Origin of the sequence: Campylobacter concisus (assembly GCF_001891085.1) — a bacterium.
Lineage (GTDB): Bacteria > Campylobacterota > Campylobacteria > Campylobacterales > Campylobacteraceae > Campylobacter_A > Campylobacter_A concisus_O.
Genome location: NZ_JXUP01000002.1, coordinates 1 through 26,173 on the forward strand (window position 1 = coordinate 1; position 26,173 = coordinate 26,173).

General features: G+C 35.0%; 23 protein-coding genes and 1 tRNA gene. 16 read left to right on the plus strand and 8 right to left on the minus strand.

Features of this window, described 5'->3' with window-relative positions:
• Positions 1-70: 70 nt before the first annotated feature.
• The 3 genes from rnc to TH67_RS01800 are packed head-to-tail and all read right to left on the minus strand — an operon-like array spanning position 71 to position 2,182.
• Positions 71-742 carry a ribonuclease III gene (gene rnc / locus TH67_RS01790; protein ID WP_072594098.1) on the minus strand — a complete coding sequence of 224 codons (672 nt, stop codon included), beginning with the start codon at positions 740-742 and terminating at the stop codon, positions 71-73.
• Positions 739-1,173: a ribonuclease HI gene (gene rnhA / locus TH67_RS01795; RefSeq protein ID WP_072594099.1), complete on the minus strand. Its 435-nt coding sequence runs from the start codon at positions 1,171-1,173 to the stop codon at positions 739-741. Before rnhA ends, rnc begins: the two co-directional genes overlap by 4 nt.
• A complete protein-coding gene (locus TH67_RS01800; RefSeq protein WP_257638012.1) occupies positions 1,151-2,182 on the minus strand; it encodes a tetratricopeptide repeat protein in 1,032 nt (343 codons plus the stop codon). The genes rnhA and TH67_RS01800 overlap by 23 nt, the downstream gene beginning before the upstream one ends.
• 55 nt (positions 2,183-2,237) lie before the next feature.
• On the opposite strand from TH67_RS01800, the gene dnaG reads away from it, so the two are divergent.
• From dnaG to TH67_RS10550, 13 genes are all read left to right on the plus strand, one after another.
• The gene (dnaG, locus tag TH67_RS01805) at positions 2,238-3,917 is read left to right on the plus strand and encodes a DNA primase (RefSeq protein WP_072594101.1); all 1,680 of its coding nucleotides are present in this window, start codon (positions 2,238-2,240) and stop codon (positions 3,915-3,917) included.
• Between the two features lie 104 nt (positions 3,918-4,021).
• Complete coding sequence (locus tag TH67_RS01810; RefSeq protein WP_072594102.1) at positions 4,022-5,257, plus strand: M20 family metallo-hydrolase; 1,236 nt, start codon at positions 4,022-4,024, stop codon at positions 5,255-5,257.
• Between the two features lie 10 nt (positions 5,258-5,267).
• Positions 5,268-6,587, plus strand: a complete 1,320-nt coding sequence (locus TH67_RS01815; protein ID WP_072594103.1) for an amidohydrolase — start codon at positions 5,268-5,270, stop codon at positions 6,585-6,587.
• On the plus strand, positions 6,584-7,282 hold the full coding sequence (pepE, locus tag TH67_RS01820) for a dipeptidase PepE (protein ID WP_072594104.1): 699 nt from the start codon (positions 6,584-6,586) through the stop codon (positions 7,280-7,282). Before TH67_RS01815 ends, pepE begins: the two co-directional genes overlap by 4 nt.
• 14 nt (positions 7,283-7,296) lie before the next feature.
• Positions 7,297-8,607, plus strand: a complete 1,311-nt coding sequence (dcuC, locus tag TH67_RS01825) for a C4-dicarboxylate transporter DcuC (RefSeq protein ID WP_072594105.1) — start codon at positions 7,297-7,299, stop codon at positions 8,605-8,607.
• Positions 8,608-8,618: 11 nt separating this feature from the next.
• Positions 8,619-9,842 carry a peptidase T gene (pepT, locus tag TH67_RS01830; RefSeq protein ID WP_072594106.1) on the plus strand — a complete coding sequence of 408 codons (1,224 nt, stop codon included), beginning with the start codon at positions 8,619-8,621 and terminating at the stop codon, positions 9,840-9,842.
• A gap of 59 nt (positions 9,843-9,901) precedes the next feature.
• A complete protein-coding gene (locus TH67_RS01835) occupies positions 9,902-10,891 on the plus strand; it encodes an argininosuccinate synthase domain-containing protein (protein ID WP_072594107.1) in 990 nt (329 codons plus the stop codon).
• 105 nt (positions 10,892-10,996) lie between these two features.
• Positions 10,997-11,073 (plus strand) — tRNA-Met (locus TH67_RS01840).
• A 1,022-nt stretch (positions 11,074-12,095) separates the two neighbouring features.
• Entirely contained in the window at positions 12,096-12,398 is a 303-nt protein-coding gene (locus TH67_RS01845; RefSeq protein WP_072594108.1) for a hypothetical protein, read from the plus strand.
• Entirely contained in the window at positions 12,376-12,921 is a 546-nt protein-coding gene (locus TH67_RS01850; RefSeq protein ID WP_072594109.1) for a hypothetical protein, read from the plus strand. The genes TH67_RS01845 and TH67_RS01850 overlap by 23 nt, the downstream gene beginning before the upstream one ends.
• A gap of 152 nt (positions 12,922-13,073) precedes the next feature.
• Positions 13,074-13,436 (plus strand): plasmid mobilization relaxosome protein MobC, encoded by a 363-nt coding sequence (gene mobC, locus TH67_RS01855; RefSeq protein ID WP_054195894.1) that lies wholly within the window; start codon positions 13,074-13,076, stop codon positions 13,434-13,436.
• Positions 13,426-15,264 (plus strand): aminotransferase, encoded by a 1,839-nt coding sequence (locus tag TH67_RS01860; protein ID WP_257638013.1) that lies wholly within the window; start codon positions 13,426-13,428, stop codon positions 15,262-15,264. Before mobC ends, TH67_RS01860 begins: the two co-directional genes overlap by 11 nt.
• Entirely contained in the window at positions 15,248-15,877 is a 630-nt protein-coding gene (locus tag TH67_RS10550) for a hypothetical protein (protein WP_257638014.1), read from the plus strand. Before TH67_RS01860 ends, TH67_RS10550 begins: the two co-directional genes overlap by 17 nt.
• A 437-nt stretch (positions 15,878-16,314) precedes the next feature.
• Here the strand turns inward: TH67_RS10550 and TH67_RS01865 are convergent, their stop codons facing one another.
• The 3 genes from TH67_RS01865 to TH67_RS10270 all read right to left on the minus strand — a co-directional run bounded on the left by TH67_RS01865 (position 16,315) and on the right by TH67_RS10270 (position 21,831).
• Positions 16,315-20,109 (minus strand): ATP-binding protein, encoded by a 3,795-nt coding sequence (locus tag TH67_RS01865; protein WP_072594110.1) that lies wholly within the window; start codon positions 20,107-20,109, stop codon positions 16,315-16,317.
• Positions 20,110-20,118: 9 nt separating this feature from the next.
• A complete protein-coding gene (locus TH67_RS01870) occupies positions 20,119-21,315 on the minus strand; it encodes an ATP-binding protein (protein WP_072594111.1) in 1,197 nt (398 codons plus the stop codon).
• 342 nt (positions 21,316-21,657) lie between these two features.
• Positions 21,658-21,831, minus strand: a complete 174-nt coding sequence (locus tag TH67_RS10270) for a hypothetical protein (protein WP_180371712.1) — start codon at positions 21,829-21,831, stop codon at positions 21,658-21,660.
• Between the two features lie 212 nt (positions 21,832-22,043).
• Between TH67_RS10270 and TH67_RS01875 the strand changes: the two genes are divergently transcribed.
• The 3 genes from TH67_RS01875 to TH67_RS01885 all read left to right on the plus strand — a co-directional run bounded on the left by TH67_RS01875 (position 22,044) and on the right by TH67_RS01885 (position 25,302).
• The gene (locus TH67_RS01875; RefSeq protein WP_072594112.1) at positions 22,044-23,522 is read left to right on the plus strand and encodes a DUF2779 domain-containing protein; all 1,479 of its coding nucleotides are present in this window, start codon (positions 22,044-22,046) and stop codon (positions 23,520-23,522) included.
• A gap of 56 nt (positions 23,523-23,578) precedes the next feature.
• Positions 23,579-24,787: a PDDEXK-like family protein gene (locus TH67_RS01880; RefSeq protein WP_081370895.1), complete on the plus strand. Its 1,209-nt coding sequence runs from the start codon at positions 23,579-23,581 to the stop codon at positions 24,785-24,787.
• 182 nt (positions 24,788-24,969) lie between these two features.
• Complete coding sequence (locus tag TH67_RS01885; RefSeq protein ID WP_072594113.1) at positions 24,970-25,302, plus strand: hypothetical protein; 333 nt, start codon at positions 24,970-24,972, stop codon at positions 25,300-25,302.
• Here TH67_RS01885 and TH67_RS01890 read toward each other — a convergent pair.
• Positions 25,284-25,859: a metallophosphoesterase family protein gene (locus TH67_RS01890; RefSeq protein ID WP_072594114.1), complete on the minus strand. Its 576-nt coding sequence runs from the start codon at positions 25,857-25,859 to the stop codon at positions 25,284-25,286. The two genes, TH67_RS01885 and TH67_RS01890, sit on opposite strands and share 19 nt — an antisense overlap.
• Positions 25,852-26,169, minus strand: coding sequence for a hypothetical protein (locus TH67_RS01895; RefSeq protein WP_072594115.1), 318 nt, complete (start codon positions 26,167-26,169; stop codon positions 25,852-25,854). Before TH67_RS01895 ends, TH67_RS01890 begins: the two co-directional genes overlap by 8 nt.
• Positions 26,170-26,173 lie beyond the last annotated feature (4 nt).

Here is a 26,173-nt window from a genome sequence, read left to right on the forward strand (position 1 = left end):
AGCGCCACCCCGTGGCTCTCGCCAAAGGTTGTTAAGGTTAGTTTTTTACCAAATGTATTCAAAATTTTTCCTATTTTTTGATTTTTTCTAGTGCGATTTTTGCTGCAAGCTGTTGGGCTTGCTTTTTAGAGCTGCCAACGGCACGTGAAATTTCTTTGCCATTTAGTAGCAAGGCTATCTCAAATTCTTTCTTGTGATCAGGACCTGACGTGCCTATGAGTTCGTACGATGGTATGACACCAAGACTAGCCTGAGTGACCTCTTGAAGAGCGGTTTTGTAGTCCTTTTCAAGGTGAGCAAAATCTATTTGCGGATAGCAAAGTTCAAGCAGGGCGATCGAAATTTCTCGCACTTTATCAAGTCCAGCCTCAAGGTAGATAGCGCCCATCACAGCCTCAAATGCGTCGCTTAAAATGCTATCTTTCTCGCGTCCGCCATTGTTCTCTTCAGCCGTGCTTAGCCTTAAAAATTTACCCATTTTTAGATGCCTTGCCATATTTGCAAAGCTTTTTTCATTTACAAGCGCAGCTCTTAGCTTACTCATGTCGCCCTCTGCGATCTTGCTAAATTTTTTAAAAAGATACTCAGCCACCAGCAGATCCATCACCGCATCACCTAAAAATTCGAGTCTTTCGTTATTTAACGCCTGTTTGGTGCTTTTATGCGTTAGCGCCTCTTCTAAAAGTTCAGTTTTTTTAAATTTATATCCAAGATTCTTTTCAAATTCTTCTAAAATTTTCATCTTTCATTCTCATCTTTTATTTTTAATGCCTCATCTCTTGCCATCTGGTCGCATTCCTCGTTTTCAGGGTGTCCAGCGTGCCCCTTAACCCAGCTTGCCACGACTTTGTGAGGCCTTGAAATTTCTAAATACTCCTGCCAAAGCTCTACATTTTTTACATTTTTAAAATTTCTCTTTTGCCAGTTAGAAAGCCACTCATTTATGCTATTTACCACGTATGAGCTATCGGTAAAAAGCCTTACCTCGCAGGGCTCTTTTAGCGCTTTTAGCCCCATTATCGCAGCTTTTAGCTCCATTTGATTATTTGTAGTAAATGCCTCTCCGCCGCTTGCTTTTTTCTGCGCTTCGTTAAATCTCAATATATATGCCCAGCCGCCAGCTCCAGGGTTTCCAAGGCACGAGCCGTCGCTAAAAAGTGTTACTATCTTCACTTGGTTTTTCTGTGATGTGGGATAAAATTTTGACACTTCCTAGTTCGTGGCAGACCGGGCAGCGGTAAAAGTGCATAGGAAATGAGTTTTTGCAGCTCTTGCAAACGTAGTTAAAGCTTAACCCAGCCGCGTCAAATTTAGCGTCTTTTAGTTTTTTGATGACGTTTAGCTCAAAGCCGTAAATTTCACATGGACCTTCTATATCGCCCTTTGCGTAAAAGAGCGATTTATATTTTGGATCGCTTAAATTTATAGGCGTTTTTAGGTTGTAAAGCAGATCGATCACATCTTCAAAACGAGCAAAATCTTTTAAATTTTCTAAATTTTCATTGTGCCTTATGAAAAGTGCTAAGATCATGCGTTTTAAAAGCTCAAAATTTTGGCTAAGGTGGGAGAGAATTTCTACCTTTTCATTAAAGCTTAAATTTCTATCATCAAGCGTGCTAATAGCCTTTATATAGGCCTTTTGATCTTTTACATTTACACCAAGCTCTTCAAGAGAATTTAGCGCATAAAGAGCTTCCTTGTAGTTTTTAAGTTTTTCATCTATCATCGTTAAAAAGCGAAGTGCAAGCACATTTCTTGGGCTTAGTTCAAGCACTTTTTCAAAGACTTCGCTAGCTTTTTTTAAAAATCCAGCCTTAAAATAGACCTCTCCAAGCTCGTTTAGGATAAATTCTTTTTCATTTTTATCTCTAACTTTGCCAAGTGCTATGAGGTAAACACTAATTGATTTTTCAAAATCACCATTTTTAGCAAAAGTTTGCCCTAGCATGCAAAGGCTTTGAGCGTCTATCTCTGGGCTTTGTAGCATCTGCTTATGCTCGCTACTTATGCCATCTTTGCTATCAAATTTTCTTATAAATTTTTCGATTCTTTTTTTCTCATCTTTGCTTGAAAAGATACCCCAAGCATAGCTTAATGCAGCTATCATCAAAATAATGCTAAATAAAATAATAAGGCTAAATATCGGATCTCTGTGCCCAATGAAAAAAATATCCACGCTCATACTTTGTAATAAAATTTTACTTTAATTATAACAAAGCGGTTGTATAATTTTGCTTATGATAGATCCAAAATCCATAGAAAAACTCAAAAATCAAATCGATATCGTTGACATTATAGAACACTTTTTGCCAGTTAAAAAAATGGGTGCAAACTATAAATGCGTCTGCCCATTTCACGACGATAGAAATCCTAGCATGAGCATAAGCCAAAGCAAGCAAATTTTTCACTGTTTTGCTTGCAAGGCTGGTGGAGATGCGATTAAATTTGTAATGGATTATGAGAAATTAACCTATCCAGAAGCCATTGAAAGAATAGCTAGTCTTGTAAATTTTAGCCTCGAATACACAAGCGACAAAGCCCCAACACAAAAAGAAAATAAGCACATTTTGGAAAAGGCAAATGCCTTTTATAGGAGTGAATTTTTCAAGCATGAAGCCGCTGTGAGATATATCTATTCTCGTGGCATAAATGACGCGATGATCGAGAAATTTGAGCTTGGCTGGGCAGGGGAGAGCGCTAGTACCATTAGGCTTTTACAAAATGAAAATATCGAGCCAAAAGAGGCGCTTGAAGTTGGAATCGTAAAGCAAAACGAGAAGGGAATTTATGCTAGTTTTATCGAGCGTATCACATTTCCCATATATGCACATACAGCAAAACTAGTCGGCTTTGGTGGCAGAACGATCTCAGATCATCCTGCAAAATATGTAAATTCTCCACAAAGCATAGTTTTTGACAAGTCAAAGCTGCTTTACGGCTACCACTTAGCCAGACAAAGTATTTTTGAAAAGAAGCAGATCATCATCACAGAGGGATATCTAGATGTTATCATGCTGCACTTTGCAGGCTTTACAAACGCCGTTGCTGTGCTTGGGACTGCACTTACGACTAATCACTTACCACTTTTAAAAAGAGGCGAGATAAGCGTAGTGCTTTGTTTTGATGGTGACTCGGCTGGTATAAATGCCGCTATAAAATCATCTCGTCTTTTAGTGCAAAACGAAATAGATGGAAGCGTTGTAATCATAAAAGATGGTGCAGACCCTGCGGATATGGTATTTGCAGGTAGAAGCGACGAGCTAAAAGAGATGTTTGGCTCTGGGACTGAGCTTGGCGAGTTTTATATCGAGCAAATTGTAAAAAAATATGATATTACACGCCCAGTGCAAAAGCAAAAATGCTTAGAAGAGATAGTGGAATTTACAAATTCTCTAAAGCCAATAATCGCAAAAAGCTACGAATTACTGGTCTCAAATTTACTCAAAATAGAGCTAAATACTTTTAGTCTTCACGGACAAAGATATATAAATAGACAAGATCAAAATTTTACAAATGCTACAACGACAAATAAACAAGTGGCTCAAAAAAAAGATAAAACTGATATTTTGGAATTTAGCGTTTTAAAGAGCATGCTAGCAAATAAAAATTACGAAGCTATCGTTTTAAACGAGCTTGAGGAGAAATTCTTCTTGCATCATAAAGATTATTTTCAGGCTATTTTATTGCCAAATATTGAAGATAATGCGGTGCTTGTTAGAGAAATTTATGTTGATGAAAGCTCAAATGTAGCTTCTAGTGAAGATAGCCTTAAAGAGGCCATTTTAAAGCTAAAACTAAAATACTATGAGAAGTTTCGCGAAGATACTAGAAAATCACAAAAACCAAATAAAATCGAAATAATGCAAAAAATTTCAGAGATCATTAAAGGCTTACACAACAAGCTACAAAAAAATTAGATTTCAAAATTTAACACTTATTCAGCTTTAAATCATAAAACTAAATGTAAAATGTTCAAAGTAATAAATATTTTTAAGATTAGTTTTATTTTTAAGGATTTATTATGATAAATTTTAAAAGATTTGAGGCGAATTTTAATGCTATAAGCAGATTTGGAGCATTAACAGGTGGAGGGCTAACAAGGCTTGCATTTAGCAAAGAAGACTTGGAAGCTAGAAATTTTCTTATAAATTTAATAGAAGAAAATGGCTTTAAACTTAAAATTGACAATGTTGGCAATATTTTTGCCATATATGATGATGGCTGTGAGCCAGGCGAGAAGCCAGTTTGTGTGGGCTCTCACATAGATAGCGTGCCAAATGGTGGCTTTTATGATGGCACGCTTGGCGTTATGGCAGGACTTGAAGCATTAACCTCGATAAAAGAAGCTGGCATTAAACTAAAGCGTCCGCTTTGGCTGATAAATTTTTGCTGTGAAGAGTCAAGCAGGTTTAAGACAGCGACCATTGGCAGCAAGATAATAAGCGGCAAACTTGGTTTGCAAAGGCTTCATGAGCTAAAAGACGAAGATGGCATTTCGCTTTTTGAAGCGATGAGTAAATTTGGACTTGAGCCACAAAATTTAAATGATTCTCTTTTAAAAGAACACTCAATTCATTCATATTTAGAACTTCACATTGAACAAGGCCCAGTGCTTGAGCGAAGCGGCATAAGCGTTGGCATAGTAAGCGGTATCGCCGCTCCTATTAGATTTGAAATTATTATTCATGGTAAGGCAGATCACAGCGGTGCAACGCCGATGAATATGCGTAGTGACGCTTTGCTGGCTGCTTCACACATCATAATTGCTGCCAATAAATTTGCTAAAAACAAAAAAACAGCTGTGGCTACTGTTGGTTACGCACATGCAAAGCCAGGCGTTTTAAATGTCGTACCAGGTGAGGCAAGGCTTGGAGTTGATCTAAGAGATATTGATAAGGCAAGCCTAGAAGAGCTAAATTTAGAGCTTAGAAATTTTATAAAAGAGCTAAGTGGTGAGCTAAAATTTAGTTATGAGATAAGAGAACTAAGCAGTGATGAGCCAGTAAAACTTAGTGAGCATGCTATAAATTTACTAAGCGAAGAGGCTGCTAAACTGGGCATAAAAACGCTTACTTTGCCAAGTGGAGCTGGACACGATGCGATGAATCTAACAAAACTTGCAAGTAGTGTTGGCATGCTTTTTATACCTTGTGTCGGCGGCATTAGTCACAATATAGCAGAAGCTATAAATTTTGATGATGCTTTCAAAGCTACAGAAATTTTAACAAATGCACTAATTAAACTATCAAATGAATAAGGAGAAACCTATGGATAAGATAGCAAATTTGGCTCTTTCTTTAAAAGATGAGCTGATCAAGGATCGCAGGTATTTTCACTCACATCCAGAGACTGGCTGGTTTACATTTTTTACAACCGCTGTGCTAGCAAAGAGGCTTAGCGATCTTGGTTATGAAATAAGCCTTGGTGAAAAAGTCGTTAAAGCCGATGCAAGGCTTGGACTTGGCTCAAAAGAGCAATGCGAAAAAGCAATAGAAAGGGCCAAAAAACTCCTAAGTCCTGAAGAGGCAAAATATCTTCCTTATATGAAAGATGGCTTAACTGGCCTAACTGCTTTTATAGATACGAAAAGGCCTGGTAAATTTACAGCATTTAGATTTGACATTGATAGCGTCGATGTGACAGAGAGCGCAGACGCTGATCACAGACCTTTTAAAGATGGCTTTGGTGCAGATATCGCTGGTATCACGCATGCTTGTGGGCATGATGGTCATATATCGATAGGTCTTGGTGTAGCAAAACTTATAGCTGAAAATTTAGATGAGTTTAACGGTAAATTTAAATTTATCTTCCAAACTGCAGAAGAGGGCACAAGAGGTGCTGTGGCCATGGAAGCCGCTAGTGTGCTTGATGGTGTAGAGTATCTATTGGGCGGTCATATCGGCTTTCAAGCAAAAACCAATAGAGGCATCATCTGTGGAACAAATAAGCTACTTGCAACTTCAAAATTTGACGTGCATATCACAGGTCGTTCAGCTCACGCAGCAGGAGCACCGCAAGATGGCGCAAATGCACTTTTAGCTGCATCTCAAATGGCGTTAAGCATGCATGGCATCACAAGACATGCAAAAGGCGTGACTAGGATAAACGTAGGCGTTTTAAAAGCAGGTGAAGGCAGAAACGTCATCGCTCCAAATGGCTATCTAGCTTGCGAAACAAGGGGCGAAGACACAAATTTAAATGATTTTATGTATGAAAAATGTATGGATATCGTTAAAGGTGTGAGCGAAATTTATAGCGTAGAGAGCAAAGTCGTAAAAACTGGCGGTACAAACGGAGCCGATAGCGACAAAGAAGTAACTGAAATTTTCTATGAAGCAGCAAAAGAGAGTCCATTTATAGATGACGATAAGATCGTAAAAGAGCTTGATTTTGGTGCTTGCGAAGATTTTGCTCATTTTATGAGAGCCTTGCAAGATAGGGGCGCAAAGAGTGGCTATATGATGATCGGCACAAATTTAAAAGCAGGCCATCACAACTGCAAATTTGACTTTGATGAGGAGTGCTTGGTGGCTGGAGTTGATGTCTATCTAAGATCTGCTTACAAACTAAATGGAGTAAAAAAATGAAAAATGCTTTACTAATCAGTGCTTCAAGCTATCAAGATACTGGCTATTTAAGGCACTGCAAAAACTGGGTTAAGGAATTTTTAGGTGAATGCGGCAAGGAAGAAATTTTATTTATCCCTTACGCTGGAGTTAGGCGAACAAATGATGAGTATGAGCAAAAAGTAATTGATAGATTAAAAAATAGCAATATAAAATCAATCCATCACTACGAAGATAAAATTTCAGCTATCAAAAATGCTAGCAGTATCGCAGTTGGCGGCGGAAATACCTTTATGCTGCTTTACACTCTTTATAAGCTAAATTTAGTCGAGCCTATAAAAGAAGCTGTGGCAAATGGCGCAAAATACTTTGGCTGGTCAGCTGGTGCAAACATAGCTGGCAAGACGATGATGACGACAAATGATATGCCTATCATCATGCCAAAGTCCTTTGATAGCTTAAATATCTTCCCATATCAGATCAATCCGCACTTCATAAGTGGCAAGCTAGCAGGTCATAACGGTGAGAGCAGGGAGGAGAGATTGGAGGAATTTTTAATAGCTAATCCAAAAGAGACCATTTACGCACTACCTGAAGGTACGGCTTTACTCATAGAGGATAGCGAGGCCCAGGTCATAGGACACAGTGAAATTTTAAAATTTGAGTATCAAAAAGAGATAGAAAAAATAGAAGTTGGAACTAAATTTAAAATCTAAGCAAGGAGAGAGGTATGGAAACATTTAAGCTAATTGCTGCCATTCTTGGCATCGCAGCTGTTGTAGCACTTCTTGTCTTAAAAAAAGAGACAAGAACGGTGCTAATAGGTATTGGTTTGGTGCTTTGTATAATCGCACTAAAACCTATGGGGGCACTAAGTGCTTTTACTGACTATATGACTAAAGCAGGGCTTATAAAGGCGATTTGTGCAAGTATGGGTTTTGCATTTGTTATGAAATACACAATGTGCGATAAACACCTTGTCGCACTTCTTACAAAGCCACTTAAAAATGTGGGTTTTATATTGATCCCCGCAACAACCGTGCTAACTTATTTTATAAATATCGCTATCCCTTCAGCTGCAGGATGCTCCGCTGCTGTTGGTGCGACACTTATACCGCTTCTAATGGCTTCAGGTATCCGCCCAGCTATGGCTGGTGCTGCTGTTTTTGCGGGTACATTTGGTGGAGTTTTAAGCCCGGGATCGGCTCACAACGTCTATGTAGCTGATCTTGTTAAAAAAACGGTTGAGGGCTACACAGTTCAAGATGTCATAAAAGTACAAATTCCAAGTGCATTTACTGCTCTTGTTATCGTAATGATCGCATTAGTTATTGTTGCGATACTGCTTAAAGACTATCAAAAAAATACAAATTTTACTCTTGAAAGTAGTACCACTAGCGAAGAGAAGCCACTATTTAAAGTAAATTTCATCTACGCCATTATGCCTCTAGTTCCACTTGTTATCTTGGTTATTGGTGGAACAAGTCTTGCGAAAGATTATAGCTTTCTTGCATGGACAAAGATGGGCGTTGCTGAGGCGATGATACTAGGTGCCATCATAGCTATCTTTGCTACGCTTACAAATCCGCAAAAGATCACAAAAGAATTTTTTAACGGAATGGGCCACGCTTATGCTGATGTTATGGGCATCATCATTGCAGCTGGTGTCTTTGTCGCTGGCCTAAAGGCATGTGGAGCCGTTGATGTGGTCATCGCATGGTTAAAAACAGATCAAAGTTACGTTAAATTTGGCGGAACGTTTGTGCCATTTATCATGGGTATAGTTACAGGTTCAGGCGACGCTGCTACATTTGCATTTAACGAAGCTGTCACAACAAATGCCGCTGCACTTGGCTTTGAACAAGATAAGCTTGGTATGGCAGCAGCTATTGCTGGTGCTTTAGGTAGATCGGCTTCTCCAATCGCTGGTGCTGCTATCGTTTGTGCAGGCATTGCGATGGTTAGCCCAGTTGAAATCGCTAAAAGAACATTTTTAGGTATGTTTATCTCTGTTGTGGCGATCGCATTTTTTGTCATCTAAAAGGATTAAAAATGGATATCGTAGAGAGATTTTTAAACTATACAAAATTTAACACCACAACAAATAAAGAAAATGGATTAAAAGGCGTTATGCCTTCTAATCCAACCGAGTATGAGCTGGCTAAGTTTTTAAAAGAAGAGCTTAGCTCGCTAGGCATAAAAGATATCATCTTACAAGACAATGCTATCTTGATAGCAAAAATTCCTGCAAACTGCGAAAATGCTCCAAGTATCGCCTTTTTTGGGCATTTAGATACAAGTAGTGAGCAAAAAAATGATACTAAAGCTAAGATAGTAAAATACACAGGCGGCGACATCTGCCTAAACAAAGAGGAGGGAATTTATCTAAAATTTAGCGATAACCCAGAGCTTAAAAAGTACGTTGGCGACGACATAGTTGTGACTGACGGCACTAGCTTGCTTGGGGCTGATGATAAGGCGGCAATCGCTAGTATCGTAAATATGGCTAGCTTTTTCATGCAAAATCCTGAGGTCAAGCACGGCAAGATCGTGGTCTGCTTTGTGCCTGATGAGGAGCAGGGCTTGCTTGGTGCAAAGGCGCTTGATGTAAATTTACTGGGAGCTGATTTTGGTTACTGCTTAGACTGCTGCGAGATAGGCGAGCTAATATATGAAAACTGGAACGCGGCTGACTGCACAATGGTCTTTAAAGGCGTTTCGGCTCATCCGATGAACGCAAAGGGTAAGCTTGTAAATTCGCTCCTTCTTGCGCATAAATTTATCTCGCTTTTGCCAGGTGGCGAAGTGCCAGAGTGCACCGAGGGCAAGGAGGGCTATTTCTGGGTAAAAGAGCTTAGCGGAAATAGTGCGAAAACGACGCTTAAGATCGACATAAGAGAATTTGACGAGGTGAAATTTCAAAAAAGGCTTGAGTTTTTAAGCGATATGGCAAATTCTTTTAACAAAATTTATGGTGAGCGTTGTGAGATCACGCTAAAAACACGCTATGAAAATGTCTTTAAATTTTTAAAAGATGAAAACTCACTGCCTATAAAATTAGCAAAAGATGCCTTTAGCGAGCTAAATATCACGCCAAACATAAAGCCGATGCGTGGCGGATACGACGGCGCTGCGATCTCTGCAAAGGGCGTGCCAACGCTAAATTTATTCACAGGGGCAAACAACTTTCACTCTATCTTCGAGTACTTGCCAGTTAGCAGCCTAAAAGCCTCAAGCGAAGTCATTAAAAAAATCATAATTAACGCTGCTAAATAAACTTCATAAAAGCCTAGATTTAGTAAATTTAGGCTTTAAATTTTACTTTCAGGACAAAAATGAAGGCTTTAGCTTTGTTTAGCGGAGGGCTTGACAGCATGCTCTCTATGAAAATAATAAGCGATCAAAATATCGAAGTGGTCGCACTTTATATGGATACTGGATTTGGCGTAGATGAAGAAAAACATGAAATTTTAAGACGCCGTGCAGCTTTGGCTGGGGCTAGTTTAAAAGTGGTTGATATGAGAAATGAGTATCTTCGTGATGTACTCTTTAACCCAAAATACGGCTATGGTAAGCAGTTTAACCCTTGTATTGATTGTCACGGATATATGTTTAAAACAGCTCTTAATATGCTAAAAAGTGAAAATGCAAATTTCATCATCACAGGCGAAGTTTTGGGTCAAAGGCCGATGAGTCAGCGAAGAGATGCACTCTTTCAAGTTAAGCGCCTAGCTGATGACGAGGATGATTTGGTGCTTCGTCCGATGTGCGCTAAGCTTTTGCCACCAACAAAGCCAGAGCGCGAGGGCTGGGTCGATAGAGAGAAGCTGCTTGATATAAGCGGGCGCGATAGAAAGCCGCAGCTTGCTTTGGCAAAGGAATTTGGCTTTGAGGACTTTGCAACGCCTGGAGGCGGGTGTTTGCTAACGATCGAGAGCTTTGCTGTGAAGATAAAGGATTATCTAAATTTTGATAAAGAGATGCGAGGTATCGATGTCGTGTGGCTAAAGCTTGGTAGGCATCTGCGCTTACCAGATGGTGCTAAAATGATAATAGGACGTGACGAGAGCGATAATAACGCACTTTTGGCTCATCCAAACGATAAATTTGATCAAGTAAATTTTAAAGAGAGTGATGATATCGTAGGAGCCGTTAGCTTCATAAGCAAAAACGCTAGTAAAGCTGACAAAGAGCTGGCCGCAAGGCTTGCATTAGCTTATACAAAAGCAAGTAGAGAAAATAAATTTGAAGTTAGCATCGCTGGAGAGAAATTTAGTATCACACCTGAGGATAAATCTCTAGCTCAAAATTATTTCGTAAAATAGACGTTTTATCGATTCTTGGTGCTTTTACTTTGTGTTTGTGGGTAAAGATATTTTTTATCTACAAATAAGTTTAAAAATTATATAATCCGAAACTTATTTTAAAGTGTCACGGTAGCTCAGCTGGTTAGAGCGCTGGTCTCATAAGCCGGAGGTCGGGAGTTCAAGTCTCCCCCGTGACACCATAGATACCTAAACTTCGATATTCCTACAATATTATATTGCAGTCACCTTTCATAAAATATAGCTTAATGTTTGTAGCAAAATAAAATTTTATGTAGCAAATTTTTAAGCTCGCAGTAATTTTAACACGTTTTTTGTAAAATTTTAAAAAACAAGTAAAATTTTTTAACGAATCATCTACTATGATATAATCTGTCACTCTACTGGGTTAATTTTTTATCATGACTTAAATAAAATGAGTATTGATGTATAGTAGAAATGGCACTTGTAACTATTGAATATAGGCTAAAAAATATTTTTGATGATTATGATTCGTTCATATCTCCTGGCAATAAAACACAAAAATAGAGATAGACTACATAAGTATTACGAGATCCTGCGTATGGTCAAATATTGGCTCCCATTTATCAAGATAAAAGAGCTTGAGTGTCTAAGGGTGAAATTTGAGAAGTTGCTCAGGAGCTATCTAGAATGCAGTTGATAATTATATAATAGTTTTCATTTATTTTTTAAAAATATACATGTTATTAATAAGACATTTTTATTTTTTATACTCAAAAAAAGTCAGCTTTAGTCTGTAATTTTAAGAGATTTTGTTTAGATTTCTCATATAAATACGAGCATTAAGTAATTTATAAGTATTTTTATGCTATAAAGTCAGGAAAACCACTTGGTATATCGTGCTTCTAAAACAAAAATCAACAATTATTGACCACTTAAACAATCTAGCCATCAAAATATCTTATAATATACACAAATTTAAAAATAAAATATTTTTAACCAAAGGAGGTTAAGATGATTAAAGCCAGTTAAAAGCAGAAGCTCTATTTTAAGTATTTAAAAGAGAGCTTCTGCGATAGGTTATTAGCATTCCTATTGTAATCGTTCTCTACTTTTAAACTACTTAAATAAAAACCTTATCAACAACTACCATATCAAAATAAAAGGCACACTATAGGTATGTCCATTTGGTGAGATGGCTATTACTGTCTCTTGATTTTTTAAATGGCAAAAAGGAGAAAAAATGCCAAATAAAAAAATAATTTTAAATGATTTAAAAATCATTAGAAGAAACAAGAAAAAAGAGGAGATTAAACAAGCTTGTATTGAAGTCTTGTTCGCAGAAAAAGCAACATTCAAAGAATGCAAGTTACTAATCGAAAATCATTATAGCGTAAAGCTATCAAATAAGGAGTTTTCCAAATGGAGGAAAGAGTATGAGGCAACAAATGCCAATCAACCATCTGATGCATGTCATATTCTCGTACCCAACGAAGACGATAAAAAAGATGAGGAACTAAGCAATGGCACTAACAATCAAGAGTAGCGATACAGCAGTTGCGGCAAATGCCGTAATTGCTCTACAAGAACATATCGAAATGGGCAATAAGGCTAGTGAAAATATTAGAAATAATATTGAACTTTTTAATCAAACCGCAGATATCTTTGATAAAAGCTTTAAAGAAAAAATAGAGCTTATAGAGCAAGGAGGTGCTGAACTTACAAATGCAACAAAAGAGATTCAAGACAACTTTCAAAATACTCTAAAAAGTGCAGATAAAACTATATCGAAGATCAACTCATCTTTTAGCTCTTTGATGAAGAATATAATATCTATATTAATTGCCTTTGTATTTATAGAAGTGATCTTCTTTTTTGGCTACTTGTTTTATGATAGCCATAAGACAAATGAAGCCAAATCTGCACTACAAAGCAAGCTAGATAAGGCACTTTATAACATATCTAATCTTCAAGGCTTTATTATCCATATCTACAACCAAGATGGTCAAAAAGCTAGTGAAGATTTTACTAAATGGCTAAACAAAAATGGTGACGGTAATGTTCAGTAGTAAGCAAATTTTTCTAATAGCAAGACACATACAATGTATGACACTTCGTTTTCATACCTTGTATAATCTTGCTCTGCCGAGGGCTACAATGCGAGATATAAGAAGCTTTAAAACGCTTTATCTCGCTATCACATTTTATGAAAGGATATCATATGTCAAAAAATGTCAAGGATAAGGTGCTCTCCGCAAGGATCACTTATCAACAATACGATAAGTTATCTAAAATAGCTCTAGAGTTAGATATGTCAAAATCAGAAATCATTTCCTATCTTATAGATAATGGCACTGTAAATTCTGAATCCATAAAAAAGAAAGAGTTATATCCAACAATCATTACATATTTTGCTAGACCTTTTAATAACATCAATCAAATAGCAAAGAAACTAAATATAGCTTATAAGACTAGTGGCAATATAGATTTAAAAACGATACTGCAGACACAAGAAGAGTTGTACAAAGTTCAATCAGTGCTAACTGAAATTTTAAGCCTAATAAAGAGTAGCTATGATAGTTAAGATCTCAAAGGGAGAAAAAGGCATAGCTGATTATCTAAAAACTGGCAAGAAAAGAGATTCGAAGCTAACTAGAGATGAAAAAGATGATAGATTGCCACTGGCTGGAAATTTAGATCTTATCGAGATGTCTGAAAAGCACCAGAGCAAGAAAAAGAATAAGAAACATAACTACTATCATATATCCTTGTCATTTACTTCAGAGGAGTGGAGCAGACTATATGAAAGTGGCAATATAGATGAGCTTATAATGGATTTTTTGAGGCTAACTTTCCCAAATCACGACATAGATGAGCTACTTTTTTATGCTGAAGCTCATCTGCCTATAATCAAAGAAGAGCCATATATTCCTCGCCCAGAAGGGGCACTAGAAAATAGAACATTAAACAAGAAACATAAAAATGGTGAACCACTAAAAAGAGAGCCTCATGTTCATCTAATAGTCTCTTTTGAAAATATGAAATTTACTCATAGTGTAAAAACCGGTGGAGTTATATATACAAAAGGTGTAGCCAAGCAACAAATAAAAGCTGTTATGGCTAAATCAGCAGAGAAATTTAAAAGAGTAGTTAATGACATCTTATCTAACAAGTATGGATTAAATAATATAGAGCCTTTAAGTATGGATGAAGACCAACTAAAAAAACAATATGAAAGCTTTAAAAGTGCAGCACAAAAGGTTAAGAAAGGCAAAGAAAAAGATACACAGATGAAGATAGAAACAAATGTAGTGATCGAGCCAAAAGCTAATACAAAAGAGCAGGATATAAGTGTTGAAGAGCTGCTAGCTGATGCTAGAAATTCTACAGCTGATTATCTATTAAGAATGATAGAAGAAGATGAGAGTTTCAAAAAAGACTATTATGATAGAGCAAAGAGGCTTAACGCAATGGATATAAGAGAATTTTTGCCTATGATCAATGCAAAATTTAACATTACCGCAAAACCTAAAATAGTAAATGACAAATATAAAGTAAGTGTAGATGAGTTTAAGGGAACTTATAATCTAACTGATCTAATGTGTAAGATAGTCTATAATGGCAGAAAAGGAGCATTATTTCACGTGGTTAATGAGCTAGAGCAAATGCTTATAGAGCTTCAATCCAATAAAAATGAGCCAAAGATAACATTAAGTGTAAGTAGTGACTTTGGCACGCCAAATAAAGACCCAAAAACTCAAGTGTTAAATAGCTGGGAAACGATACAAATAGAGCCATACAATCTAAAATCAATACTTAAAAACTATTCAGCTATATCAGTGGCAGGTTTTAAAGATAAAGGCAAAGAAGCTAGCAGTATTGACAGCATAACTCCTACGCTTATATATGATATAGATAGCTCTAAATTTACTGCAAATGATGCTCAAAATTTACTAAAAAGTAAAGGAATAAAAGGCTTCATATACCCAACCACCTATCAAGCGCCAGACACAAAAGTAGAGAAATTTAAACTCATTATACCCACAACAGATGCTCCAAGCTTAAATGAATATGATGAATACATAAAAGAGATAACAAGAGAGCTTGGGTTATATGACATAGTAAATAACTCCAGCTTGCATCCTAGTAAATTTCACTACACTCCAGTGCCAGGATCTGAAGTTATAAGCATTGGTGGAAAAACTTTTGATAATACAAGAGCCATTGAAGATGCCAGCCTAAAAACAGACATTAATAATATGGATATTAAAGCCATATATGAAGATTTACAAAATCTAAGAAAATATGAGCTTGGTCATGAGCCAAAAGATACCAACTCACATATTAAAAGAGCAAGCTACCAAGCCATATCATCAAAGATTTCTATAAAAGAGCTTGATAGAATACTTTGACAAGAGTACTGTGTTTAAAAAATATAAAGATCATCAAATACTTTTTAATAATAGCGGCAGATACCTATACCTGCCAGAAGAAAACACAGCCTACTCTTTTAGCCAAAATAGACACTATACTCCATATATCTACATTAGAGATAAATTTTATGAAGCAGCCGGAAAGATAAAAACTGGATTTTATGATGATGATCTCATTCAAAAGCTAAGACTTAAACAAAATGAATATGAAGGATTCGTAAAAGCTATCGATGGCCATTTAGATATAAATAGATACTATTTAGCTTTTATAAATAGAACTGAAAACTTTAAAAAATACCTACCAGATATAGTTAAGGTTAACTATCAAGGCCTAATTTATAATATAAAAACCTATATGAAAGATTGGCAAGATATGCAAGGTTTTAATAAGCTAAAGGGGCGTTATAAAACAGATAGTATCTATCTAAATTGTGATTATATATCATTTGGCTCACTAAAAATAATAAAGCAAGAGCTATACGATCAAGGACTTGATAAGAATTTTGGAGTAGAGCAATCAAAACAACCATCGAATATGATAGAGACTAAAGAACAGAGTGTAAAGTCAGGGTATGATAGTTTGGAGAGGTAGGCAAAACAAACATCAGCGAGGTATGAAAGTCTCTTATAAAACTAAACGTATCAGCTAAAAGTCTATATCTTTTTGATTGCTAGCCTTGCGGCAATATATTTCTTCTTTTCTTGTGAATCATACTAGTCTTTAGTCTCTAATCCTTAAATATTTAGGAACATAATACTAATATGCACAAATAAATAAAATTAATCTGATCAGGTAGATATTAATATAGAAACCCAAACAACCATAGTAGGATTTTATTCCCAGCTCTGACTTCTACATCATCGGCAGTCATATAGGAGTTTGGTATGTCCTTTATCTGTTCAAAGCCTTTTTAGTCCCCCCCCCCAATTTCAAATATAACACGATAAAGCCACCTTGTCTGTAATTACTATTTAAACTAGTCGAAGCTTTACTTTGTAAAAAACTATATTAATTTATTTTATTGCCAATTAATATCTATAAAATCGCTCATCTTCCATAAAATCAAATTTCTTTTCTCTATTAATACGACTTTTCAAATCATCAATCATCTCGTTAATAAAAGTCCTGTGTTTTAATAAGTTTGCCGTATTCATCATAGACATTAGTTTTTCATAAAATTCAATATCTCTTTGTATTACGGGCACCCAGCTTCCATGGGCTGTTCTTGAATTTTTCTCAAATTCTAAGCTTTTAAATAACTCGTAATCACTATTTTTTGAAACCATATAGGTGTATAGATGTACCCTAGTATCAATCTCGGCATTTTCAGATTCATCGTTATTAAATTCGCAAAGAAGTCCAGATATAAATATCATCCTTTCTTTATCCAGAAAATATTTATCTATAAATTTCTTAATAATATTTATTGTTTTTTGCGCATCTAATAATGGCGAATGAAATCCCATAAAAAATGATTTTAGAAATTCCCCTTTTCCAAAAATGAATTTCTTATCAGGGATTTTATGTATAGTTTCTATAATTTTTAAAAATATTTCTTCATGGTCTTTTCTATTAAACAGAATAGAAAAATCTGTATTCATATCAATATTAGCGACATAATTACCAAGAGCATTTAATATATTAATTATATATCTGTGTATAAAATCAGAATCATCGTTCAAAAATTTATTTAAAATTGTAGCATCATAATCAAAATCTACAATATCTTTTAGACACATAAAATAGGTTTTTTCTATCAGTTTTTTATCTGTTTTGATATATTCATCTAACATACCAGTAAACTGGTAGAAAAACATCTCAATAGTTATTAAAAATTTGTTATTGCTGATAGCTCTATTACAAAGTACTTTTAATATTTTTAGTGTAATGTCTTTTTTGATATTTTCATACTTTTGCAAATAGTTAAAGTATTGTGGGATATTCGCAATATCGGCACTTTTATACAAATCAAGCAAATTCTTAACATCCGCTTGAGTGATATCGTTTTCGTCTATGGCTGCAAATATCCCAAATTTCCAAAAGTCTTTTGCTTTAAAATTCTGTTTTTCTATAAACTCAAAAGCACCATTTTTGCCCAAAATCTTTATAAGAATATGACGATCTAAATATAATAAAAATGGATTGCCTAGCTTAAAATACTCGCCTAAAACCTCCATAAATAGCCCTGAGTCATCACTTGATAAAATTTCAAGCAACATACTAAAGTTGTTTTTAAAACTATATGTATCGTTATCATCAATTGCATTATAAATTTCTACGCATATATTAAGTAGCTCTAGCCACTTGTCTTTTATTTTATTATTATTTACAAAGTCTATTAGCTTGTTTTTTATATACACCTTGTTTTGTTCAATATCATTGCCTTTAAAATTTTTATAAGGACTTGTACACAACAAATCATCTATACCAAAATAACTATGCTTAAATAGAGTTTGTATACTTTTATCATATGTAATGTTATTTTTATCCAAAAAAGATAAAAAATTTCTTACTATTTTACAATGCTTATAAATCTTTGGATTAAAGTATTTTGTAGCCAAGGCTAATATGTATTTTTTGTCTCGTTCTATTATTTTTGTGCTATTTGAAATATTATTTTTTCTAGAGTATATATTTATAAACATTTTCAAGTCTGTTAAAAAATAATTATTTTTAAAAATCTCATCGAGTCTTTCAAATATAGTTTTTCTAAAATTAATCAAAGCTTGTGTTAGAACAAGAGCATAGTTGTATAAACTTAATGTTCTACCATGATATCTAGCATATTGAAAGTCAGTGCCTAACATCTCGCTGGCAATCCCAATAAAGAGTCTTCTTAGGAGCAAAGTATCGCTATTTTTTGATAGTTCCCAAAGCCTATCCATAACTATCTTTTCTTTTTTGTATCCATATCTATAGCTATTAAGCTCATATCCAAAATCTTTTACCAAAGTATAAATAACTTCATGTATTTTATTTGGCTTTTTATTTAGATACATAACTATTAGATCTATCGCGATCTTTAGATTATTTTCGTCATTACTCCTAGATAGTAAAGAAAGTATATATAGTATAGTATCTGATTTATTATCGCTACTTTTAAAAATATCAATGGTATTTACATCTATATGCTCTTGTTCTAAGTCTTGTATTTCTTCATGTAGTTTTTCTAGTATTTCTGATTCTTTTAGATACCAAAAAATTTCTACAAACTCTATTATTGGATTATCATCATGCCCCACCAACAATGATTTATCTGAATATTCTATCCATAATCTATCTACAGGATCTTTTAGCTCTTTTAAGATTAAATTGATATCAAAAACCGGCACTATTTGATTTAAAACATCTCTTATTTTGCCTGAATGGTTTGGAAAAAAAATTACTATAAAACTACTTATTTTTAGGCTTTTATCCACAAATACAGTCTTATAAAAAAGATAGGATGCTAGTATCTGATCTGATACTTTAATGACACTATTTTCATACATATCAAATATCTCATATCTATGAAGCTTTTCTATTTTATCCCAAATAGCAACAATATCAACCTCAAAGACTTGTTTTATAACTTCCACTTGTTTATCGTTTTGCCTGTCGATCATTCTAAAAAATGCTACTATCGCAACTATTTTTTCAATCTCAATATCACCAAAAATATTTATATCATTATCAGCACTTTTAAAATACTCTTTGTATAAATCATACGTATTATTTACAGCATCAAAAGATCCATTTTGAGCTATTTTACAAGCCATAAAAGCCATTCTTGGATTATTTTGTGAAATCTCTAAAATTTTTTCGTTATGTATAGGATCTATATTTTTAAAATTTCTAGAAATGATTTCACTTACTGAGATATTGTGCATAGATTGTATTTCAATAACTGAGTAACTAATATTGCTTGGAACTTTATCTATAATATCTTTAGCATAGTCTCTAACTGTAGCAACTATTTTAATTTGAGAATTTGTAATTTTTTTGTTAAAAGAGTTAAACAAATATCCAAGTGCTTGATGAATCCTGTTGACATCATCAATAAAAATTAAGAATTTCTCATCTTCAACTTTAAAATACGCCATCAAATCATCGTAAATATTGACACCTCTATTAAAAATGGCCTTAAATTTATACCCATTTTCCTTAGCAAATTTAGGTGCGACCTCTATTGTTAATCTTGTTTTTCCAACTCCGGCTTTTCCTGTTATAAACGTTATTTGGTTATCCTTTAAGGCAAATTCTATATCAGCCACTTCTTTATCTCTACAACACAGCACCGTGTTTAGTGGCGTAGCATAGCCGCCGCTTTCATACTCCGCAACAAAATCGCTCTCGTCTAATATCTGCATAGTATCTACGCTGACGCTAAGAAAATCATATGCTATTTTAGAATAGTTTACATACAAGTCATTTGCTAGACTTGAAATTCCTATAAAAAATAATTTATCTTTTGAATTACAATACTTTTGTAAAATTTCTAATTCATTAGGCTTAATATCGCAATTACAAGCTAGAATAACTTTCTTTATTTTAGAGATACTAATACCAGTTTTTGCTTCATCAAAACATTTTTTTAAATCTTTTAAAAATTTAGACAATATATCCGATTTTTGCGTTGTACATTCTACAAAGATATAATTCCCGTCTTCTAGCGCCACAAAACTATCTGGTGTCCCTGAAATAGGTTTATCTTCGCCTATCTTTGTACCGTTTGAATGAACCATAAAAGAAAACTTTTTGGATAAATATGTGTTTATCAATTTGTGAAATTTTGAAGCATCTATCTGAGATAACTCTTGTTCTATTTGGTTTATTTTACTCATATATAAATCCTAATACAAAAACCCAAACAGCCAAAGTGGAATTTTATTTCCAACTCCTACTTCAATATCATCTGCTGCTATAAATGAATTTGGCATATCCTTAATCTGCTCAAAGCTCTTTTTTGCTCCGCCTACTTCAAAGACAAATTCGCCTATTATATAATCTCCGGCTTTGCCCGAGTAAATTTCAGTAATATTTCCAAGCTGATTGGCAAAGAATGTTTCTCTCACATTTCCTATATCAGGGCTGTTTATATACATTAAATTTGTATTTTCAAGGTAAATTTTGTCTGCCTTATCCATATTTTTTATAGCAAGCTCGTTTTTCATTAAAAGTCTTATAAGTCCAGCACTATCAAGCATAGCAAGATACTCTTTTAGGGTTCTATCGTCTCTTATATCAACAAGCGATTTTAGGCTTGAGTAGTTTGGTTGATACGGGACATTCGTACTTATGGCATGAGTTAAGATCTTTAGCTTTCTTGCCGTATTGCCGTTTAAATTTGGATATATACTTAAAAGATCGCTATCTATCGTAGCTTCTATGCTTTGTTTAAGAGTCTGATAAAAGGTGGTATCATTTGGCATATCGTTATAGTACGGGTAGTAACCCGCCTTTAGATACTCTCTAAAAAGCTTAATGACGGCTAGCTCTTTTTGTTTTAAGGCGTTAATGATGTCAATAGCTATCCCCTGATGATTTGTAAGTAAATTTGTAAGCTCAATAGCTTCTAAATTTATACCATACCTTAGTCCTACATACTCCCTAAAGCTCATTCCGCTCATCTTATAAACGATCGCTCTTCTACTTAGATCATGAGAGCTTTTTAATACTTCAAGAGCAGATGAGCCGGTAGCTACTATGTTTAACTCTTTAAAATTATCATAGGCAAATTTTAATACGGCCGATATATCTTTACTTTTATGAATTTCATCTAGATATAGATGCTTTCCGCCATTTAATACAAACTCTCTTATAATCGAGGTTATATCGTTTGATATCTCTATGTCATCTAGGCTTAGGTAAAGACTATCTTTGTTTTTACTGGCAAGTTGAGCTAACGTAGTTGTTTTACCTATTCCTCTTTGTCCCAGGATAACGATAAGCCTATGAGATAAATCTTTGGAATCTATAAAATATCTTTTAAATTTATGGTTATTTAACCTTATAAGGTCATTGCTCTTTAAAAAAAGTTGATCTAACATGACTTATTCCTAAATTATGTAATACAATACAATTATATCACAAAAATATGTGTAATAAAATACAGATAAGATTATTTTTTAAGTAAAAGCATATTTTATTGCAAATGACTATATACATTTTTATGGAAGAAAGCAACCTTAATAATAGTGCTATTGTGTTCTTTTTGAAATTTAATTTCCTTAATATTAAAGCATTACTTTTAACACCCAACCTTTTTCTCATTGATAAAAATTTATCTCTTTAACTAGATCCTTTAGAATTTAGGGAGTTGCCAGTTTTTGTAGGTTTTTGAAACCTTCGCGAGCCCATTTGTGAAAGCCTATATGTGAAAAAATATCATCTTATAGTTCATATACTCGCCCAAATATCTCAGCATTTTTGTTCTTTTGTATGAGCTTAAATATAGCAGCTGCACTGGCTATGCCATTTTTAGGTCTACCACACATCGTGCGGTATATCCATCTTACGCAGACAAAGCATTGATTTGTCGAGTCATTTAACAAGTGACCTAGCATATCCTTGCGCTTGCTTCTCTTTGCCGGCCTCAAATGACTCTTTTACATGTTTGATCTTTTTCATCACCACTCCTTTTTTGGATGAATTTTAAAGTAAGAAATGGACAAATTTTATTCCTATTTTGCTGGTATGATCTCACAAAAAAGGACTTTAAAACAAAGATCTTTTTGACGATATTATAGAAATAAAACAAATTTTAAAGGCATAGATAATGGTACTATCTAAATCCCTCTACATCCGCGGCCTTCAGTGCGAAAAGAGCCTTTGGCTAAAAAAGAAAAAGCCTGAAGTTTTGCAAGCTCCGGATGACGGCGCACAGGCCGTGTTTGATACGGGCACTTCAGTCGGCGAGCTAGCCTGTGAGCTTTTTAGTGGCGGAGAGAGGATAGAGTATACCAGCGATTTTAGCTCGCAGATGGCAAAAACAAAAGAGCTTATCGAGCACGGCGCAAAGGTCATATATGAGGCTACGTTTTGCTTTGACGGCATACTTGTGATGGTCGATATCCTTCGTATCGGCAAGGACGAGCTTATCATCAACGAAGTAAAGAGCTCAACCTCGGTAAAAGACGTCTATATCGATGATGCGAGCATTCAGTACTACGTCCTTAGCTCGCTTGGCTACAAGGTGAGTGCCGTAAATATCATCCACATAGATAACAGCTACATAAGAGGCGAGAAGCTCGAGCTTGAGAAGTTTTTTCATATCGAAGACGTAACCGAGCAAGTAAAGCAAAAACAAGCGGACATCCCTCAAATTTTAAGTAAATTTGATGAAATTCTTAGCAAAGATGTTGAACCAGAGATTGATATCGGAGTTCAGTGCGCTGACCCATATCTTTGCGATGCTTGGGAGTACTGCTGGCGCGAGCAGCGAGACATACCAGAGTATAGTATTTTTGATATTAGCGGCTTAAGAAGTAAAAAGAGATTCGAGCTTTATAAAAGTGGCGTGATTAAATTTGAAGACATCAAAGAGCTAGATAAATTTAACGCCTCCCAGCAGATCCAAATCCGCTCCGAACTATCCAAGGAGCAGATCATAGATAAAGAGGCTATTAAAGAATTTCTAGAGACACTTAGCTATCCGCTCTATCATCTCGACTTTGAAACATTTCAGCAAGCGGTGCCTGAGTTTATAGGGCTTAGGCCTTACGAGCAGATACCTTTTCAGTTTTCTATCCATAAAGATGACGGCAAGGGAAATTTAGAGCATTTTGAGTTTTTGGCCGAGGCCGGAACCGATCCTAGATATGAGCTAGCTCTAAATTTGATCAAATTTATCCCGCAGGGCGCCTGTATGCTGGCTTATAACATGAGTTTTGAAAAAGGAGTGATAAGACGCCTAGCCAAAATTTATCCGCAAATCTCAAACGAGCTTATGGCTATTTATGACAATATAAAAGACCTCATGGCGCCGTTTGCTAGCAAAAGCTACTACCACCCAAAAATGCAAGGTAGCTACTCGATAAAGTACGTCTTGCCGGCACTTGTGCCTGAGTTTGAGTCGGCATACAAGGATCTAAATTTGATCCATCACGGCGGCGAAGCGATGCAGGCTTATGAAGCTATGGCGCATATGTCAGTAAATGAGCGAGATGCCTATAAAAAGGCACTTTTAGCATACTGTAAGCTAGATACTCTAGCGATGGTTAAGGTTTTAGAAAAACTAAGAAAGATCGTACACTAAGACAAAAAATGCCCAGTTTATTAGATATAATGTTTTAAAAATAAAAGGAAAAAAGTATGAATATAGAAAAACTTGAATCTATGTTAAAACAAATCAAATTTCTAAGCGACAAGTTAGAAGCTAAAAAGTTGCGTGGCAATAACGACTATAACTTATTTTTGGCACTTCTAGATATAAACGATGAGGTTCGGTTACATTCTCGATTTATATATTCGCTTTTAGATACAAGTTCTCCACACTACCAAAAAGAGCTATTTTTAGAGCTTTTTATAAAAGCGTGTGGACTAGATGATTTCGGACTAAATTTACAAACCGCAAAAGTCTATAAAGAGTACGAAAATATAGATATCTATATAACCGACGGCACGAAGCATATTATCTTAGAAAATAAAATAAATGCCGGCGATCAAGAGGCTCAGATAAAAAGATATATAAAAACCGTCCAAAAAGAAAACGACGGCGAGGCTGAAATTTATGTGCTATTTTTATCGCCGCAAGGGCGCGCGCCTAGCGACTATAGTCTGGATGGATTAAAAATCAAAGACAGTAAAATTATAGATGAAAATAGCAACGAAGTGGCTAAATTTAAGGCTGTATCTTATAACAAAGAGATAATGAAATGGCTTGGCTCGTGTCTTGATGAGGCCGGGAATTTGGCAAATTTAGCCGCCGTGATATCGCAATACAAAAACGTCATTGAAAAAATTTATGGAACCTATAAAGGAGTAGAGATGGATACTGAGGAAATAAGTAAGATAATACTAGAGAACTATGATATAGTCGATGAAATAAGAAATAAATACTTTGATATAGCCAATGCAAAGAGACTTAATGAATTTATGTCAAACGTAAAGACTGAGCTTGAAAAAAGATTATCACAAGAATGGTGCGTAGAAATAGAAGAGGCTGATACTAGAAGGTATTTTGAACCTATAAGTTTTTATAAATATAGTTGGGGCAATGACCATATACTAACTTTTACTCTAGAATTTGACAATAGAAACTTTCTAAATCCATATATTGGCCTTGCTTATGATATGGATAAAATAAATAAGGCATACGTTGATAGTATACAAGTTAAAATTTCTAGCGAATGGAATATAGGTGCGAGATTTGCCAGATGGAAATGGCTAAAAAAAGATCAGTTCCTAAGAGAGATAATTATCAATAAGTACAGCGAAACCGAGCTGGTAGATGAGCTAATAAAAATGAAAGACGAGCTAGAGCCATTGGCTGATGAAATCATTAAGTTGGCTATGGTATAAGTCAAACAGTTATTTTTGGATAGATGGGTCGCCTCAATCGCTAATGCCAATTTAAAGAGTTGGCGATTGGTTGACCGACCTTAACTGTATCTATTTCTAAACTATGGCAAAAGCTGTTATATAGATACTTATAGACAAATTCTGTCCATATTTTTATTTATAATAAAAATATAGGAGCAAAAATGAGCGAGCAAGAACTTTGGCAAGAGTATGATGAGCTTTCTTTTTTGGTACAGGCTAAATCAAGCTATGATTACGTAAATAACGCAAATTTTACTAAATATAGCAACACGGAGATGTCAAAAGATTTCTACAGGCAAGCCGTTAAGGCACTAAATAACCCTCATGATGTCGTTACTGAGGCTAAATTTATACTGCAAAATCTAAAAAATGACTTTGGCTGTAACGGCGAATTTATAAAAGAGATATGCTCTCAAATCTTAAATACAGAAATGACGCCATATGAGTATCAAGAGGTGGCTAAAATGATAGAAAACTATAGCTCTATCTCTTGATAAAATGGCTCTTTTGTGCCACTACTTGCTGAGTTGTAAATTTTAACTCCGTTTAAAACGTCCATGTTAGATTTTGGCTCATGAATATGTCCACAAAGGATGATCTTTGCTTTTAAAAGATTATTTTTAATAAGCCTTGCAAGCTCTATATCTCCGTGATCCTTGTCGTTTTTGCTGATGCTCGTATTTGTATTTGCTGGCGGAACGTGGGTCAGTAAGATATCACACTCTGCAAATTTAAGCAGATCATCACATAAGTAAGGCACGCAGCCAAATTTAACACCATTGATAGTTTTTATGGTGTCATCAGAGTATATGGTACTTATGGAATTTAACCAAGATGCTGGCGTATCGTGATTTCCAGAACATACAAACACTGGCTTTTTAAAGTTTTTTAGCCACAAAGTAGTTTGCTCTTTTTCTTGCGCACTTTCTTTGTATAAAAAATCACCGCTAAAACAAAAAATGTCAAATTTGTCTTGAAAGGCTAAAATATAGTCAAAATAGCCAGCACCAAAGTGCAGATCGCTAGCGTGAAAAAGTTTTAGATTATTCATTTATACCGGTTGCCAATATTCTAAATCTAACTGTATCCATATCTAGATTGTTGTCTGTGCTAGTCATAAATATAAAATCTAGCTCAAGCTCAAAAAGTTTACTAGTAATTTCTTCAATGCTGGCAAATGATAAGTTCTCATTCATCTCAACATGCATAAATATTGCATTAGCTTTTGAAATCACGCTTTTTAATCTTTGATTTATTACATTACTAAGTTTAGATATTTTAAAAGTCCCAACAAAGCCATCTATCTTACCATCATAAGACATTATTTTCATTATATCGTGAAAGTCTATAATAACGCCCACCGTT

Excerpts from the sequence above, each read along its gene's own strand:
- dnaG (WP_072594101.1), top strand. The coding sequence starts at position 2,238 with ATGATAGATCCAAAATCCATAGAAAAACTCAAAAATCAAATCGATATC.
- TH67_RS01815 (WP_072594103.1), top strand. The coding sequence starts at position 5,268 with ATGGATAAGATAGCAAATTTGGCTCTTTCTTTAAAAGATGAGCTGATC.
- TH67_RS01860 (WP_257638013.1), top strand. The coding sequence starts at position 13,426 with ATGATAGTTAAGATCTCAAAGGGAGAAAAAGGCATAGCTGATTATCTA.
- rnc (WP_072594098.1), bottom strand. The coding sequence starts at position 742 with ATGAAAATTTTAGAAGAATTTGAAAAGAATCTTGGATATAAATTTAAA.
- TH67_RS01865 (WP_072594110.1), bottom strand. The coding sequence starts at position 20,109 with ATGAGTAAAATAAACCAAATAGAACAAGAGTTATCTCAGATAGATGCT.
- TH67_RS01880 (WP_081370895.1), top strand. The coding sequence starts at position 23,579 with ATGAATATAGAAAAACTTGAATCTATGTTAAAACAAATCAAATTTCTA.
- TH67_RS01800 (WP_257638012.1), bottom strand. The coding sequence starts at position 2,182 with ATGAGCGTGGATATTTTTTTCATTGGGCACAGAGATCCGATATTTAGC.
- mobC (WP_054195894.1), top strand. The coding sequence starts at position 13,074 with ATGTCAAAAAATGTCAAGGATAAGGTGCTCTCCGCAAGGATCACTTAT.
- TH67_RS01890 (WP_072594114.1), bottom strand. The coding sequence starts at position 25,859 with ATGAATAATCTAAAACTTTTTCACGCTAGCGATCTGCACTTTGGTGCT.
- dcuC (WP_072594105.1), top strand. The coding sequence starts at position 7,297 with ATGGAAACATTTAAGCTAATTGCTGCCATTCTTGGCATCGCAGCTGTT.
- TH67_RS10270 (WP_180371712.1), bottom strand. The coding sequence starts at position 21,831 with ATGCTAGGTCACTTGTTAAATGACTCGACAAATCAATGCTTTGTCTGC.
- TH67_RS01835 (WP_072594107.1), top strand. The coding sequence starts at position 9,902 with ATGAAGGCTTTAGCTTTGTTTAGCGGAGGGCTTGACAGCATGCTCTCT.
- pepE (WP_072594104.1), top strand. The coding sequence starts at position 6,584 with ATGAAAAATGCTTTACTAATCAGTGCTTCAAGCTATCAAGATACTGGC.
- TH67_RS01885 (WP_072594113.1), top strand. The coding sequence starts at position 24,970 with ATGAGCGAGCAAGAACTTTGGCAAGAGTATGATGAGCTTTCTTTTTTG.
- TH67_RS01870 (WP_072594111.1), bottom strand. The coding sequence starts at position 21,315 with ATGTTAGATCAACTTTTTTTAAAGAGCAATGACCTTATAAGGTTAAAT.
- TH67_RS01845 (WP_072594108.1), top strand. The coding sequence starts at position 12,096 with ATGCCAAATAAAAAAATAATTTTAAATGATTTAAAAATCATTAGAAGA.
- TH67_RS01850 (WP_072594109.1), top strand. The coding sequence starts at position 12,376 with ATGGCACTAACAATCAAGAGTAGCGATACAGCAGTTGCGGCAAATGCC.
- TH67_RS01875 (WP_072594112.1), top strand. The coding sequence starts at position 22,044 with ATGGTACTATCTAAATCCCTCTACATCCGCGGCCTTCAGTGCGAAAAG.
- TH67_RS01810 (WP_072594102.1), top strand. The coding sequence starts at position 4,022 with ATGATAAATTTTAAAAGATTTGAGGCGAATTTTAATGCTATAAGCAGA.
- pepT (WP_072594106.1), top strand. The coding sequence starts at position 8,619 with ATGGATATCGTAGAGAGATTTTTAAACTATACAAAATTTAACACCACA.